Source organism: Mycolicibacterium lacusdiani, from assembly GCF_021916785.1.
GTDB lineage: Bacteria > Actinomycetota > Actinomycetes > Mycobacteriales > Mycobacteriaceae > Mycobacterium > Mycobacterium lacusdiani.
In genome coordinates, this window is the sequence record NZ_JAKCFC010000006.1 from 60,833 (window position 1) to 74,352 (window position 13,520).

The following is a 13,520-nucleotide window of genomic DNA, read 5'->3' on the forward strand; positions in this document are numbered from 1 at the left end:
GCACCATGAGAGCCGTCCAGGTCGTCGGCTACCACCAGAACCTCGAGATGGCCGACCTTCCCGTGCCGACGCCGACGGGCCCGTTCGACGTCGTCGTCAAGATCGGCGGCGCGGGCGTCTGCCGTACCGACCTGCACATCCTCGAAGGGCAGTGGGCCGAGAAGTCACAGGTCCAGCTGCCGTACACGATCGGCCACGAGAACGCGGGCTGGGTGCACGCCGTCGGGTCGGCGGTGACCAACGTCGCCGAGGGTGACAAGGTGATCGTCCACCCCCTGATCACCTGCGGGCTGTGCCGCGCGTGCCGCTCGGGCGACGACGTGCACTGCGAGGCGAATGCGTTCCCTGGGATCGACACCAACGGTGGTTACGCCGAATTTCTCAAGACCTCGGCGCGCAGCGTCGTGAAGATCGACGACGCCCTCGAACCGTCAGACGTCGCAGCCCTTGCCGACGCCGGGCTGACCGCCTACCACGCAGCCGCCAAGGCCGCGAAGCGGCTGACCCCGCGCGACCGATGCGTGGTCATCGGCGCTGGAGGGTTGGGGCACATCGGGATTCAGGTCCTCAAGGCGCTGACGCCCGCGGAACTCATCGTCGTCGACCGCAATTCCGACGCGCTCAAACTCGCCGAGGCGATCGGGGCCGACCGCGGCGTCGTCGCCGATGGCACCCACGTCGAGCAGGTGCTCGAACTGACCGGCGGGCACGGGGCCGAGGCAGTCGTCGACTTCGTCGGTGAGGGCGGGGCGACCAGCGAAGGCGTCGCCATGCTCCGCGGGGCGGGGGACTACTACGTCGTGGGCTACGGCGAGAACATCGACGTGCCCACGATCGACATCGTCTCCAGCGAGATCAACTTCATCGGCAACCTCGTCGGTTCGTACAACGACCTGTGCGACCTGATGGCGCTGGCCGCCCGCGGCTCGGTGAACCTGCACACGCAGAAGTACGCCCTCGACGACTTCCAGACCGCCATAACCGATCTCGATAACGGCAACGTCCGCGGCCGAGCCATTCTCATCCCCTAAGGAGTAGACACCCGTGATCTTCATCGTGGTGAAGTGGACGCCGAAGCCGGAGCACGTCGAGGACTTCCCGAACCTCGTGGCCGACTTCACCAAGGCCACCCGCGCCGAACCGGGCAACCTGTTCTTCGAGTGGTCCCGCAGCCTGGAGAATCCGTACGAGTACGTGTTGGTGGAGGGCTTCCGCGACGGTGACGCCGGCGGCGAGCACGTGAACAGCGAGCACTTCAAGACGTTCGTCGCCGAGGCCCCCAACGTCCTGGCCAGCACGCCGCTGATCATCAGCCAGTCCATCGACGCCGACGGATGGTCGGAGATGAGCGAGATCGCGGTGAGGTGAGTCAGGGCGGAACCGCGCACTACTTGACACACGTTCAATAGCGGCGGACGCTGAACTCATGACGCTGATCGACTCCGCGACCGTATGCCGCACGTCGAGGCTGCCGCATCCACGCCGCAGAGTGCCCATCCTCGGCGACGTCTTGGCGTTCGACATGGACACGCCATCGCAGTCGGCCGCCGCGCTCGCCGCGGAGCTGGGTCCGCTCTACGAGATGCGGGTGCTCGGCTCGCGTTACGTGGTGGCGGCCGGCGCGGACTACGTGATGGACCTCAACGACGAAGCACGGTTCTGCAAGTACCTCGGCCCCGACATGGAGGCGCTGCGGGTCATCGGCGGTGACGGCCTGTTCACGGCGTTCAACGACGAGCCGAATTGGCAAGCAGCGCACGACGTGCTGATGCCCGCGTTCAGTCAGGCGGCCATGCGCCGCTACCACGCGACCATGGTCGAGATCGCCGGTCGGCTCACGGCACGGTGGGATGCGAGCACCAGCGTGGACGTGTCCGCCGACACCACCAACGTGACACTCGAGACCATCGGGCGGTGCGCGGCGGGCTACTCGTTCGGCGTGCTCGACGATCCGTCGGAAACGACGAGCCATCCCTTCGTCGGCCACATGGTTGCCGGCCTCAAGGGCGCGGACCGCCTCGGGGCCCTGCGCGCGAGCTTCCTGCCGAAGGCGCTGGCCGACCTCGTCGAGCGTCGGGTGCGCAGACACGCAGAGGCGATGGCGGCCGTCGCCGATGACGTCATCGCCACCCGGCGCGCCGACCGCGCCCGCGGCCGCGAGGCTCCCGACGACCTGCTCGACCTGATGCTCGACTCGGACCTCGACGTCGCCAACATCCGCTACCAGCTGATCAACTTCCTGGTGGCAGGCCACGAAACCACCTCGGGCGCGCTGTCGTTCGCGCTGTACTACCTGTCACGCGAGCCCGAGGTGTTCGCCCGCGCCCGCGCGGAGGTCGACCAGGTGTGGGGTGCGGCCGAACCGGAGTTCGAGCAGGTGGCGAAGCTGCGCTACGTCCGCCGTGTCCTGGACGAGTCGCTGCGGTTGCAGCCCACCGTGCCCGGCTATTACCGCGCCGCACGCGAGGACACGATGCTCGCCGGGGTCTATCCAATGCGCAAGGGGGACTGGGCGCTGGCGTTGACCTCCACGCTGCACCGAGACCCGCGCTGGGGCGCGGACACGGACCGGTTCGATCCCGACAGGTTCGCACCGGAGCACGTGCGTGCCCGGCCCGCTGGGCTGTACAAGCCGTTCGGCACCGGTCCGCGATCCTGCATCGGGCGGCAGTTCGCGCTGCACGAGGCGGTTCTGATCCTCGGCGCCATCGTCCGTCGGTACGACCTGATCGCCGATCCGGGGTACGAGTTGGCCATCACCGAGCGACTCACCATGATGCCGAAAGGCTTTCGGCTGGCGGTGCGGCGGCGCTAGCCGTCAGCCGTGTTCCTCGATGTAGGCGTCCGCGTCCTTGTCGGTGTTGTCGATGCCCTTCGTCGTGTCATGCTCGGCGTAGAACTGCAACCACCGCATACCGAGCTCGTGGCGGAGTTCCAGTGAGGCGCTCTTGATGAAGTCCGGCATCGCCTCGCGTTCCTCCTCGTCGAGGTGCTCGCCGTTCTCCTTGCGCGCCTCAAAGACCGCTTCGAACCACTCCTCACTGCCCGTGGCCAGCCGACGAGATCGCCGGACGGCGTCGCGGATCGAGTTGTGGTCGGTGATCGCGTCCTCCGTCTCGTCCTCGGGATCCCCCTCCGGATTGCCGGGGTCCTCGCGGCCGCCGTGCTTCAGCAGCGCAGGGTAGAAGACGGTCTCCTCAGCCTCGGCGTGCGCGTCGAGCCGGGCACTGAGCTGACCCCAGATCGCAGCGAGTTCCTGGCTCGTCCTCGCATCGTCGAGCCGGAAGAACTGCCGCCGCAGCCAGTCGTGGTCGGCGTAGATGAGGTCGATGATGTCGGCCATGGGTGTACCTCCTACGCGCGAGGTACCCCACTTCCGCACGACTCACGCGTGGCGGGCTTCAGAACAGGGGAACTCGCGGGTTGGTGCCGTCGTAGACTTCCTGGCCGTCGTCCCGACCGTCGAAGTCGGTGTCCGGGCGATCGGCGTTCGTTCCGTACACGTCTCGTTCATCGTCGTCGAACAGGCCATCGCCGTCGGAGTCAGGACGCTCGTCGTCGCTCCCGGACTGGCTGTCGGCGACCAACGGGTTCGTACCGTTCTTGATCTCCGATCCGTCATTGGCACCGTCGCCGTCGCTGTCGGGCACGACCGGATTCGTCTTGGTGACGTTGAATTCCTCGGGGTCGGACAAGCCGTCGCCGTCGGTGTCGGCCTTGTACGGGTCGGTACCGATCTGATCGATTTCGGTGCTGTTGGCGAATCCGTCGCCATCTTCATCGGACGGTGAGGCCTCCGCGAGCGCTGGCCACGCGATCGTCGACAGGACTAGCGCGCTGGCCGCGAGCGCGGTCATCACTCGGTGGCGCGAGCCGTGGGTGAGGAAGAAAGCGTTGCCAATGCGCATGATGAGCCCGTCGTCACAGTGTTGAACAGAAGGCTCAACACAATCAGACCCCGCTCCGCGGACATATCGGGTGTTTCCCGACCTTCCGCGGCGGTGTCGATCTTGCGGCACTAGGCCGCGGCGGTGCCTGGTGGTCCGCGTTCACCGGTGTCGAGTGCGATCCTGAGACGGATGCATCCCGCGTCGGCGAGGCCGATGTCCCGCAGTGTGCCGGGATCGGTGGTGTCGGCGTCGCACGAGGGGGGTGGTAGCGAGACGGCGTCGACCAGGCGGCACAGGATGGTCGCCAATGCCCGTACGTCGACGACGGAACCCGTTGTGGGCACTACGGTGTCGGGGTCGTCGGTCTCGGGATCGTCGGGTGGGCGTAGGAGCAGTTCTGGGCGGTGGTGGTAGTTGAGGCGGGCTTGGCCGTGGTCGAGGTCGGGTGGGGGTTGCCACTCCACGTCGCCGCGGGCCGTGATGGTGGTGGTGTAGCCGCCCTCGCCGACGAGCCGATTGTCCGCCCCGCACGCCAACGCCATCTCGTCCACGTTGGTGTTGCCGCCCCGAGCCCAGTCGGTTACGGCGTGGTGGACTTGGCAGCCATACGCGCCGACAATGCAGCCAGGTTTCGTGCAGCCGCCATCACGGGCGATCAACATCAGCCGCTGCGCGGGGGAGGCGGTACGGCGGGCCCGGAACAACTCCAGTGCCGATCCGGTCGCGCGGTCGAACACCGCCAGATAGTGGTTGGCGTGCGCACCCATCCGCACGACGTCGGAGATCGGCACCTTGGTCCCGCCGCCGGTGACGCCGACCCCTGCTCGGGACTCAAGATCCTGGAGGGTGGTGCGGACGATCACCGACACAGGCAGGCCGTTGAGCTGGCCGAGATCTCCACTCATCAAGGCGATCCGCCCGATCACCACCAGGGCGTCGTGCTGACGTTGGGCCAGGGTGCGGGTATCGGCGTCGATCTGGGCTTGGGTCGGGGTGCCGGAAGTGCAGGGCTCGGGGTCGGCGGGGTTGCACATCCCGGGTGCGGCGTACTTGGCCAGCAGGGGTTCGAACACCGCAGCCGCCTCCGGGGTCAACCTGGCAGTAAAGGTGGTCATGCCGTCGCAGCCCTGCGGGCCCATGTCGGCACCGCGCGACTGTTCGGGCTCGGTGTCGTCGGGTTCGGGGCCGTCTTGGTCGAGCAGGTACAGCCGGAGGTCGGCCGCGTCGCGTAGGTCCTTCGGGCCCACCGTGATCGCGACCCGGACCAGGTCGACCTCGACCTGTGCGCGCGTGACCGTGTCCACCCACGCCGGCATCTTGCCCATCGCCTCGCGCAGCACTTTGACGTGCTCGGCGGTAATCGCGCCTGCGGCCTGTGCGGCTGCGACCGCGGGTAGCACCGGATCGAGCGGTTCCCCGGTCAAGCTCTGCCGTGGTCCGAGATCAGCGGCCTCCGACAGCCGGCGACTGGCTTCACCGGAACTCAGCCGCCACCGGGTGCGTAGGACCTCGTTCCAGGACTTCGCACCCATCTCCCGTGCCGTCGTCTCGTCCTGCAGTCGGGCCAGCAACCGGTGCCGCTGGGCCGGCAGCTGGCTGCTCAGCGTCTCCAAACCGTCCAACACCGCTACGATCTCGTTGCGGCTCAACAGATCAACGGACAGGTCTGCCAGCGCGTCGTAGGCCGCGAGCAGTCCCGCGACCGCCTCCCGCACCTCGTCCGCCTGCATGATTCGAACATACATTCGACCACTGACAAGTCGGTTCGGCAGTCAGCCTCCGAGGCTGGCCTGATATCGCCGCATCCCGGACAGCCAGCGGTCGTAGTCGGCGCCCTTCTGCCGATACATGTCGAGCACTGCCGGATGCGGCAGCACCAGGAACGTCCCGGCGCGCACCGCCTCGACGGCCAACTCCGCGACGCGCTCGGGGCCCACCACCTCGCCTGCGTTGCGGACGGCTGCCGCCGACATCCGCGCCGTCGGGTCCGACGACTCGGTGATGCCGGTGAGCAATGGCGTGTCGACACCCATGGGGCAGACGCACGAAACCCCGATGCCCTTGTCGCCGTATGTGATCGACAACCATTCGGCGAAACCGACCGCCGCGTGCTTGGTCACCGAGTAGCCCGCGGCGCCGACCTGGGTCAGCAGGCCCGCCGCCGATGCGACCGCGACGAAGTGGCCGCGGCCGCGCTTCAGCCACTCCGGCACGACGACCTTCGCCGCCCGCACGTGCGCCCGCAGGTTGACGTCGAGGATGCGATCCCAGTCGGCCTCGTCGTCACCAAGTCCGGGCGCACCGATGATCCCGGCGTTGGCGACGAACACGTCGACCGGTCCGAACTCGGCACGAGCCGCGTCGACCAGGCTGGTGATGCCCTCGGTCGTCGAGGCGTCCGCCACCACGCCGACGGCCTTGCCGCCGACGGCCTTGCCGCCGGCGGACCGGACCTGCTCGGCGGTGTCCCGTACGCCACCGGGGGAGACGTCACCGGCAACCACTGATGCTCCGGCCGCGGCGAACTCCCGCGCCAGCGCCCGGCCGATGCCGGACCCGGCTCCCGTGATGACGGCGACACTGCCTTCGATCTGCATGCCGCCATTGTCGCCGATGAGTGCAGTCGTCTTGCGATTGCCTGATGAGCAAAGTCGATTGCGCATTACGGCCGGCCCGGAGCACGCTCTATGACATGCCGAAGACAACGGAAGCCGGTCAGGTCCTCGCAGCCGAGTGGGATGGGCGATACGCCGGCTGGTCGATGGAAATGCTGCCCGCCGAACCGAATCCGGCCCTGCTGGCAGAGGCGGCCCGACTGCGACCGGGCCGGGCGCTCGACATCGGATGTGGCGTCGGCTCCGACGCCATCTGGTTGGCCGCTCGGGGCTGGGACGTCACGGCGCTCGACGTATCCCAGGTCGCCCTGGATCGCGCAGCCGCCCGCGCCGAACAGGCAGGGGTGAGCGTCGCGTGGCAGCAGTCCCGGCTGGAGGACGCCACGGTGCCGCCCGAGGGCTTCGACCTGGTGACCGCGCACTACCCCGCCTTGCTGCACTCCCCGGGCGGCGACGCGGAACGGGCGCTCCTGGCGTCCGTCGCCGTAGGGGGAACGCTGCTGGTCGTGCATCACTCCGACGTCGACGTGGAGACGGCCAAGGCACACGGGTTCGACCCCGCCGACTACCTCGGCCATGACGACGTGGCCAGACTGTTCGACGACAACTGGGAGGTTCGGATCGATCGGGGCCGACTCCGCAGCAGGCCCGCCGGTTCGGAGGGCCAGCACACGCACGACGACGTCCTGGTCGCGCGTCGTCTGCAGTATTAGCGGGCCAGCCGATCCCGCAGCGCCCGCCTGAGCACCTTCCCGTAGCTGTTCTTCGGCAGCTCGTCGACGAACTCGTAGCGCTTGGGCCGCTTGAAGCGTGCGATGCGCTCGAGCAGATGCGCGTCGAGATCCCGCTCGTCCGCGGAGCCGACGACGAACGCCACCACCACCTCGCCCCACTCCTCGTCGGGCTCGCCAACCACGCACGCCTCCTCGACACCGGGGTGGGTGATCAGCACCTCCTCGACCTCGCGCGGATAGACGTTGCTGCCTCCACTGATCACGACGTCCTTGGAGCGGTCGCGCAGCGTGAGGTAGCCCCGGTCGTCGAACGACCCCATGTCACCGGTGCGCAGCCAGCCGTTCCGCACCGTCGCGGCGGTCGCCTCCGCGTTGTTCCAGTAGCCGGACATGACGACGTCACCACGACAGACGATTTCGCCGATCACGCCCATCGCTGCCGGCTCGCCATCGGAGTCGACGACCGCGACGTCGACACCCGACCTGGGGTAGCCGACCGAACGGAGCACTGCGTCGTCGGCGCCCTCATGATCGTCGCGGCGCAATCCCGTGATGGTCATCGGCGCCTCACCCTGCCCGTAGAGCTGAACGAAGATCGGGCCGAACGCTGCCATCGCCTTCTTCAGGCTGTCGACGTACATCGGACCGCCGCCGTAGACGACTGTCCGCAGGTTCGCCGGCCGCGATCGGCCCGTGGCCACTAGCCGCGCCACCATCGTCGGTGCGAGGAAGCTGCTGCAGCCCGGGTGACTTTCGCAGAGGTCGAGGAACTCGTCGGGCTCGAATGAAGCCGACGCCGGCACCACCTGCCGTGCGCCGCGCAGGACGTACGGTGCGATGTAGAGACCCGATCCGTGCGACATCGGTGCACCGTGCACCAGGCTGCAGTTCTCGTCGGGATCGTCGAAGTCGGCGAGGTGGGACACGGTCATGGCCATCAGGTTCCGGTGTGAGAGCATCGCGCCCTTGGACCGGCCGGTGGTTCCGCTGGTGTAGAACAACCAGGCAAGCGACGCCGGGTCGGTCTCCCGAGGCGGGGCGAGCGGAGCGGTAGACAGCCGGGCCGCGTAGGCATCGTCCGCGATGACCTCGATGGGTACGTCCGCGACGCCCACCAGCCGCTCGGCGATCTTCGTCGATGCGAACACCGTTGCCGCACCGGCGTCGTCGAGGATCTGGGCCATCTCCAGCTCGTGCAGCTTGTAGTTGACCGGTACCACGACGCACTCGGCCGCCCACGCCGCGAACATCAGCTCGATGATCTCGGTCCGGTTCTCACTGGTGACGGCGATGCGGGTGCCCGCGGGGTGCACGGCTCGCAGCGAGGCGGCGAGTCGCAGTGCGCGGTCGCGTAGTTCGCGCCAGGTTAGTACCCGACGCGTGCCGAGATAGACCGCGCCGCGGTCACCGTGCCGTGCTGCCGTCTGGTCGAGGACGGCGAACAGATTCACCTGGCGACCCACTCGGCGGACAGCGCGAAGTCCGACAGGTACTTGGTCGAACTCCAACCGCCGTCCACGACGATCGTCTGGCCGTTGATGAAACCCGCTCCGGGCGAGCAGAGGAACGCGATGGTACTGGCGATGTCCTCGATGCGCCCGAGCCGCGGATACGGTGTCATCTCGGTGTTGATCTTGCGGAACCGCTCGTCTTCGAGGCGCTGCTCGACCATCGGTGTGACCGTGACACCGGGAGCGACCGCGTTGCACCGGATGCCCTGCGGCCCGTACTGGCATGCGATGTGCGACGTGAGCGACGTCAGCCCACCCTTTGCCGCGGAGTAGGCACCGCCACGCAACCCGCCGACGACGGCGAACGTCGACGTAACGTTGACGATGCCCGAGCCATCGCGCATGTGCGGCAACACGTCTCGCGCCAGCCGGAACGGTGCCCGCAGCATCAAGCCGAGGAAGTAGTCGAGCGATTCGTCGTCCGTCTCGTGCAGCGGCTTCGGGCTGCCGACGCCTGCGTTGTTGACCAGGAAGTCGATCCGGCCCCACCGTGACACGGCGGCATCGACGACGCGCGCCGGTCCGTCGTCGGCGGTCAGGTCGACGGCGACCGTGGCGACGAGGTCGGGATCCGCCCCCGCGGCCGTTGCCGCGGCCGCCCATTCCGCGAGCCTCGCCTCGTCGCGGCCGGTGCCGAGCACGGCCATGCCAGCCTCGGCCAGCTTCACCGCGGTGCCGAAGCCGATGCCGCTACTGGCGCCGGTGACGATCGCTACCTGCATGCCGTGTCTCCTCTGCTGCCGACCAGCGCATCTCTCATCCGGTGCTTGAGCACCTTGCCCGCATCGTTTCTGGGCAGTGCATCCCAGACGACCACCTGCTCGGGCACCTTGAACCTGGCCACGCCCTGCTGGGCGAGGAAGTCGCCGAGGTCGGTGACCGTGGGGGCTTGCTCGCTACCGGCGGCGAGTACGACCACCGCACAGGCCCGTTCGCCCGTCCGGGCATCGGGCACTCCGACGACCGCCACCTCGGCGATGCCCAGCTGGCCGACGAGCAGGTCCTCGATCTCCTTCGGGGACACGTTCTCGCCGTTGCGGATGATCAGGTCCTTCACGCGGCCGGTGACCACCAGCGCACCGTCGGCCCACTGCCCGATGTCGCCGGTACGGAAGTAGCCGTCGGCGTCGAACGCGTCGGCCTCGTCCTCTTCGTGCAGATAGCCGACGAGCATCTGCGCGCCCCGCACGCGGATCTCGCCCGTCTGACCACCCATGCCACCGGGATCGCGGGCCACCAGCCACACGTCGGCGATGCCCGGCCTGCCGTCGGTGTCCGCCGCCACGTCGGGCTCTCCGAGAGCACCGACTGTCGTGACCGGCACCTCGGTGGACCCGTACACCCGCGAGACGTCCGCCCGGGCGAAGTAGGCAGTCGCCCTGCGGATCAGCGATGGCGGTACCGACGCCCCACCGCAGATGAACACCTTCAAGTCGGGTAGAGCGGATCCCGCGCGTTCCGCGGCGCCGAGCAGACCGTCGAGGAACGGGGTCGCGCCCGCCATGTGCGTGCAGCGCTCGGCGAGCATCGTCGCAACCGCGTCGTCGGCGTCCCACCGTTCCATCAGCACGGCCGTCGACCCGAGCAGCAGCGGGCATTCGAAGGCGTAGATCGACCCGCCGATGTGCGCGATCGGAGACGGCACCAGGAACCGGTCACCCGGATCGACCGACCAGTGCGCGCCGATCTGCGAGATCAGCGCATGAATCGAATTGTGCGTGTGCAGAACGCCCTTCGGGCGACCCGTGGTGCCCGAGGTGTACATGATCATCCGGACGGCGTCTGGATCCAGGTTGACCGCGGCAAGCTCGGCAGATGCCTCGCCCAGGTCGTCGAACGAGGTGTGCGCGCCCGCGTCCCCGCGCAGCACCACCACTTCCGGTGGCTCGTCGAGGGCGCGGGCGACCCGGTCCAGCATCGCGGCGTAGTCGTGGCCGCGGAAGGTGCTCGGTATGAAGATCATCCTGCAGTGCGCATCGGCCAGGATGAACCGCAGCTCGTGGTCGCGCAGTGACGGCAGGATGGGATTGACCACCATGCCCGCGAGCGTGGCGCCGAGATACACGACGGCCGCCTCGTGCCAGTTCGGCAGCATGAAAGACACCACGCTGCCCACGGGCATCCGGGCGGCGAGCGCCCCACCGAGGGCCTCGGCTCGCCGGTGCAGGTCCCGGCAGGTGAGCCGTATCGCGTGGTCCACCAGCACGATTCGATCGGGAGTGTCCTGCGCTGCCCGCCGCAACGCGCCGGCGAGCGTCGACTCGACCCACATGCCGGCCGCGTACGCCCGGGCGGCGAACTCGTCGTCCCACCGGATGGTCCGGCCGGACACCGTCCGTCGCCCCGGGTGGGTCGTGCCCACGCGGGCGGTCAAGCCTTCACTCGCCGCATGGTCATCGAGTGCCGGAATCGCGACGAGGGGTGGGTGTTCACGGTGACCTGGGCGACCTCGCCATCCGAGGTCGTGTAGGTGCGGCGCATCTCCAGGGCGGCGCTGCCCTGGTCGACCTTGAGGCGATCGGCGAGGTCGGCCGACACGCTGACGGCCGAGATCTCTTGATGCACTTCCACGACGCTGACCCCGAACAGGTCCTCGATCAGCGGGAAGATCGGCCCGTCGTGGCGGTGCAGCAGCCTCCCGACGGCGGCGAACGCGCGGTTGACATAGTACTCGGTGCGGCAGATGGGCACGGGATCGCCGTCGACCTCGCGTGTCCCGAGGACGGCGAGCCACTGAGTGCCGGAGGACAGGCCGGTGTGGGCGGCGAGGTCGTCGTCGACGGTGACCATGGCGTTGGAGTCGATCGCGAACCGAGCCCCCGCGGCGAACGCCAGCAGATCGTTGATCGACATGACCTCCTGGGCATACGAATTCGACGCGTCGCGGGCGACCACCATCGTGCCCGCGCGCGGTCGCGATGAAACGAGGTTGTCGTCGCGCAGCCTGCGCAGCGCCTCGCGCACGGTGTAGCGGCTGACGCCGAACCGCTCGCGCAGCTCGTGCTCGGTGGGCAGTTGGGTGCCCACCGGGTAGACCCCGTCGACGATCTCCTTGCGCAGCGTGCGCGCCACCTGCAGGTAGCGGTGGTCCACCGAGGTCCCCAACTCGGTACTCACTAGACGTCCCTGCGCAGCGCCAGCACGCTGCCCTCGCCGTCGGCCGACACGTACAGCGTGCCGTCCGGACCTTGGGCGATACCCGCGAACGGGCCCTGCGGACCGGAGAATGGCGGCATGCCCTTCAACGGCTTGGGCACGACGCCGGGCGGCGGCCCGACCGGAAGGCCCGCCGCGATCGTCTCGCGGGCGCCGGTGGTCGGGTTCACGGCGAGGACTGCCTTCTGCCCGGCGTCGACGACGTACAGCGCACCCGCCGTGGCCAGCAGACCCTGCGGGCGAACCAGGTCGTCGACGACGGTCTCGACACCGGAGGAGGTCACCTTCACCACCCTGCCCAGCTCGCTGACCAACACGGTCCCGTCGGCGGTCACGGTGACGCCGACCGGTTCGTCGAGACCGCTCGCCAGCACGTCGACGCCGCCTGCGCCGACCGACAGCACCCGACCCGTGCCCTGCTCCACGGCCACGACGTCGGACCCGACGACTGCGACGCCATACAGCTGGTCGAAACCGTCTGCGAGGTAATCGGTTTCGTCACTGCCGGGGCGATAGCGAGCGATCTGACCACCAGACGTCGTGACGACGAACTCGCCAGTCCCCGACGGCACCAGGCCGCGCAGGAAGCCGGGGTAGCCGGGTGAGAACAGCATGCCGACCGTGCGAAGCGAGCCGTCGGGCGCCACGGCGTAGAAGTAGGTGCCGTCCGCGACGTAGACGGTGCCGTCGTGACCGACCGCCAGATCCAGCGGCCAGTTCAATGCGCCGGGCAGTGTCGTCGAGGTTCCGCCGCCGGCCAGGATCTCGGTGATCTCACCGGTGAAGTTCGAGACGAACAGCCGCCCGTCGACCAGGGTGCAGTTGTCCAGCCCCGGGTTGAGTTGAGCGAGCACGGTCTGGTCGCCGGTGCGCGGGTCGATGCGCAGCACCTGACCCGAGGCGACCTGGGTGGACACGATCATGCCGTCGGCGTCGAACTTGACCGAGTCCGGTACGCCGAGCCCGGCTGCGACAGTTTCTGCCTGCGCCCCCTCGGCGAAGGGATCGATGCGCCAGATCTCGTTGGCGCCCATGACGGGGAAGTACAGCAGCCCGTCCGGTCCGACCTCCATCGCATTGGGCGACGGGACGTTCTCCAGCAGGATGCGTGGCGGTCCGCCGCCGAGATCGAATTCCATCAGGCGGCCGCCCTCGCGGCACTCGCCGATGAAGAGCCGATCCTGGTGAAACGTGATGCCGTTGGCCGAGGGCACGTCGTCGCGCAGCACGCGCGTGGTGCCGTCGACGTCGCGCAGGCTGACGCGGCCGTCCATCACCTCGGTGGCGACGAGGTTGCCGCGGGAGTCGAACGCCACGTCGTCGGGCGCGACGATGTCACCGCCCTTGGCGCTGATCGTCTCCACCTCACCAGACGAGACGTCGAGTGCGCTGATCTGGCTTCCGGTCACCTGTGCGACGTAGATGCGACCGTCGGGTCCCGTGCGCAGACCGTTGGCGCCGAACAGCCGGCTCGGCGCCGTCAGTCGGTCGAGTCGCCAGCCGACGGCCACGTCCGGCGTGGTCGCGACGCCATAGCGGGTCGGGGGAGTACCGGTGGTCGTCATCGGAGGCACGATAGCAAGCCGTATTAGTCCAGACAATAAGTTCGACACA

At 68.5% G+C, this 13,520-nt stretch carries 13 protein-coding genes; 4 read left to right on the forward strand and 9 right to left on the reverse strand.

What is annotated here, in order from left to right:
- Positions 1–5 precede the first annotated feature (5 nt).
- The 3 genes from LOK44_RS18650 to LOK44_RS18660 are packed head-to-tail and all read left to right on the forward strand — an operon-like array spanning position 6 to position 2,815.
- The gene (locus tag LOK44_RS18650) at positions 6–1,031 is read left to right on the forward strand and encodes an NAD(P)-dependent alcohol dehydrogenase (protein ID WP_237571830.1); all 1,026 of its coding nucleotides are present in this window, start codon (positions 6–8) and stop codon (positions 1,029–1,031) included.
- A 13-nt stretch (positions 1,032–1,044) separates the two neighbouring features.
- Complete coding sequence (locus tag LOK44_RS18655) at positions 1,045–1,368, forward strand: putative quinol monooxygenase (protein ID WP_237571605.1); 324 nt, start codon at positions 1,045–1,047, stop codon at positions 1,366–1,368.
- 58 nt (positions 1,369–1,426) lie between these two features.
- Positions 1,427–2,815: a cytochrome P450 gene (locus tag LOK44_RS18660; protein ID WP_237571606.1), complete on the forward strand. Its 1,389-nt coding sequence runs from the start codon at positions 1,427–1,429 to the stop codon at positions 2,813–2,815.
- Between the two features lie 3 nt (positions 2,816–2,818).
- Here LOK44_RS18660 and LOK44_RS18665 read toward each other — a convergent pair whose 3' ends face one another.
- From LOK44_RS18665 to LOK44_RS18680, 4 genes are all read right to left on the reverse strand, one after another.
- Positions 2,819–3,343, reverse strand: a complete 525-nt coding sequence (locus LOK44_RS18665; protein WP_237571607.1) for a hemerythrin domain-containing protein — start codon at positions 3,341–3,343, stop codon at positions 2,819–2,821.
- A 58-nt stretch (positions 3,344–3,401) separates the two neighbouring features.
- Positions 3,402–3,908: a hypothetical protein gene (locus LOK44_RS18670; RefSeq protein WP_237571608.1), complete on the reverse strand. Its 507-nt coding sequence runs from the start codon at positions 3,906–3,908 to the stop codon at positions 3,402–3,404.
- A 110-nt stretch (positions 3,909–4,018) separates the two neighbouring features.
- Positions 4,019–5,635 carry an HNH endonuclease signature motif containing protein gene (locus LOK44_RS18675; protein WP_237571609.1) on the reverse strand — a complete coding sequence of 539 codons (1,617 nt, stop codon included), beginning with the start codon at positions 5,633–5,635 and terminating at the stop codon, positions 4,019–4,021.
- Between the two features lie 27 nt (positions 5,636–5,662).
- A complete protein-coding gene (locus LOK44_RS18680; RefSeq protein WP_237571610.1) occupies positions 5,663–6,487 on the reverse strand; it encodes an SDR family oxidoreductase in 825 nt (274 codons plus the stop codon).
- Positions 6,488–6,582: 95 nt separating this feature from the next.
- Between LOK44_RS18680 and LOK44_RS18685 the strand changes: the two genes are divergently transcribed.
- Positions 6,583–7,218: a class I SAM-dependent methyltransferase gene (locus LOK44_RS18685; RefSeq protein ID WP_237571611.1), complete on the forward strand. Its 636-nt coding sequence runs from the start codon at positions 6,583–6,585 to the stop codon at positions 7,216–7,218.
- Here LOK44_RS18685 and LOK44_RS18690 read toward each other — a convergent pair.
- From LOK44_RS18690 to LOK44_RS18710, 5 genes are all read right to left on the reverse strand, one after another.
- The gene (locus LOK44_RS18690; protein ID WP_237571612.1) at positions 7,215–8,690 is read right to left on the reverse strand and encodes an acyl-CoA synthetase; all 1,476 of its coding nucleotides are present in this window, start codon (positions 8,688–8,690) and stop codon (positions 7,215–7,217) included. The two genes, LOK44_RS18685 and LOK44_RS18690, sit on opposite strands and share 4 nt — an antisense overlap.
- Entirely contained in the window at positions 8,687–9,472 is a 786-nt protein-coding gene (locus tag LOK44_RS18695) for an SDR family NAD(P)-dependent oxidoreductase (protein WP_237571613.1), read from the reverse strand. The genes LOK44_RS18690 and LOK44_RS18695 overlap by 4 nt, the downstream gene beginning before the upstream one ends.
- Positions 9,463–11,022, reverse strand: a complete 1,560-nt coding sequence (locus LOK44_RS18700; RefSeq protein WP_237571831.1) for an AMP-binding protein — start codon at positions 11,020–11,022, stop codon at positions 9,463–9,465. Before LOK44_RS18700 ends, LOK44_RS18695 begins: the two co-directional genes overlap by 10 nt.
- Before the next feature lie 98 nt (positions 11,023–11,120).
- Positions 11,121–11,867, reverse strand: a complete 747-nt coding sequence (locus tag LOK44_RS18705) for a GntR family transcriptional regulator (protein WP_237571614.1) — start codon at positions 11,865–11,867, stop codon at positions 11,121–11,123.
- Entirely contained in the window at positions 11,867–13,471 is a 1,605-nt protein-coding gene (locus LOK44_RS18710) for an SMP-30/gluconolactonase/LRE family protein (protein ID WP_237571615.1), read from the reverse strand. The genes LOK44_RS18705 and LOK44_RS18710 overlap by 1 nt, the downstream gene beginning before the upstream one ends.
- Positions 13,472–13,520 lie beyond the last annotated feature (49 nt).

Coding starts and splice junctions, on each gene's coding strand:
- LOK44_RS18685 (WP_237571611.1), top strand. CDS start 6,583: ATGCCGAAGACAACGGAAGCCGGTCAGGTCCTCGCAGCCGAGTGGGAT.
- LOK44_RS18670 (WP_237571608.1), bottom strand. CDS start 3,908: ATGCGCATTGGCAACGCTTTCTTCCTCACCCACGGCTCGCGCCACCGA.
- LOK44_RS18710 (WP_237571615.1), bottom strand. CDS start 13,471: ATGACGACCACCGGTACTCCCCCGACCCGCTATGGCGTCGCGACCACG.
- LOK44_RS18695 (WP_237571613.1), bottom strand. CDS start 9,472: ATGCAGGTAGCGATCGTCACCGGCGCCAGTAGCGGCATCGGCTTCGGC.
- LOK44_RS18650 (WP_237571830.1), top strand. CDS start 6: ATGAGAGCCGTCCAGGTCGTCGGCTACCACCAGAACCTCGAGATGGCC.
- LOK44_RS18700 (WP_237571831.1), bottom strand. CDS start 11,022: ATGTGGGTCGAGTCGACGCTCGCCGGCGCGTTGCGGCGGGCAGCGCAG.
- LOK44_RS18660 (WP_237571606.1), top strand. CDS start 1,427: ATGACGCTGATCGACTCCGCGACCGTATGCCGCACGTCGAGGCTGCCG.
- LOK44_RS18665 (WP_237571607.1), bottom strand. CDS start 3,343: ATGGCCGACATCATCGACCTCATCTACGCCGACCACGACTGGCTGCGG.
- LOK44_RS18680 (WP_237571610.1), bottom strand. CDS start 6,487: ATGCAGATCGAAGGCAGTGTCGCCGTCATCACGGGAGCCGGGTCCGGC.
- LOK44_RS18675 (WP_237571609.1), bottom strand. CDS start 5,635: ATGTATGTTCGAATCATGCAGGCGGACGAGGTGCGGGAGGCGGTCGCG.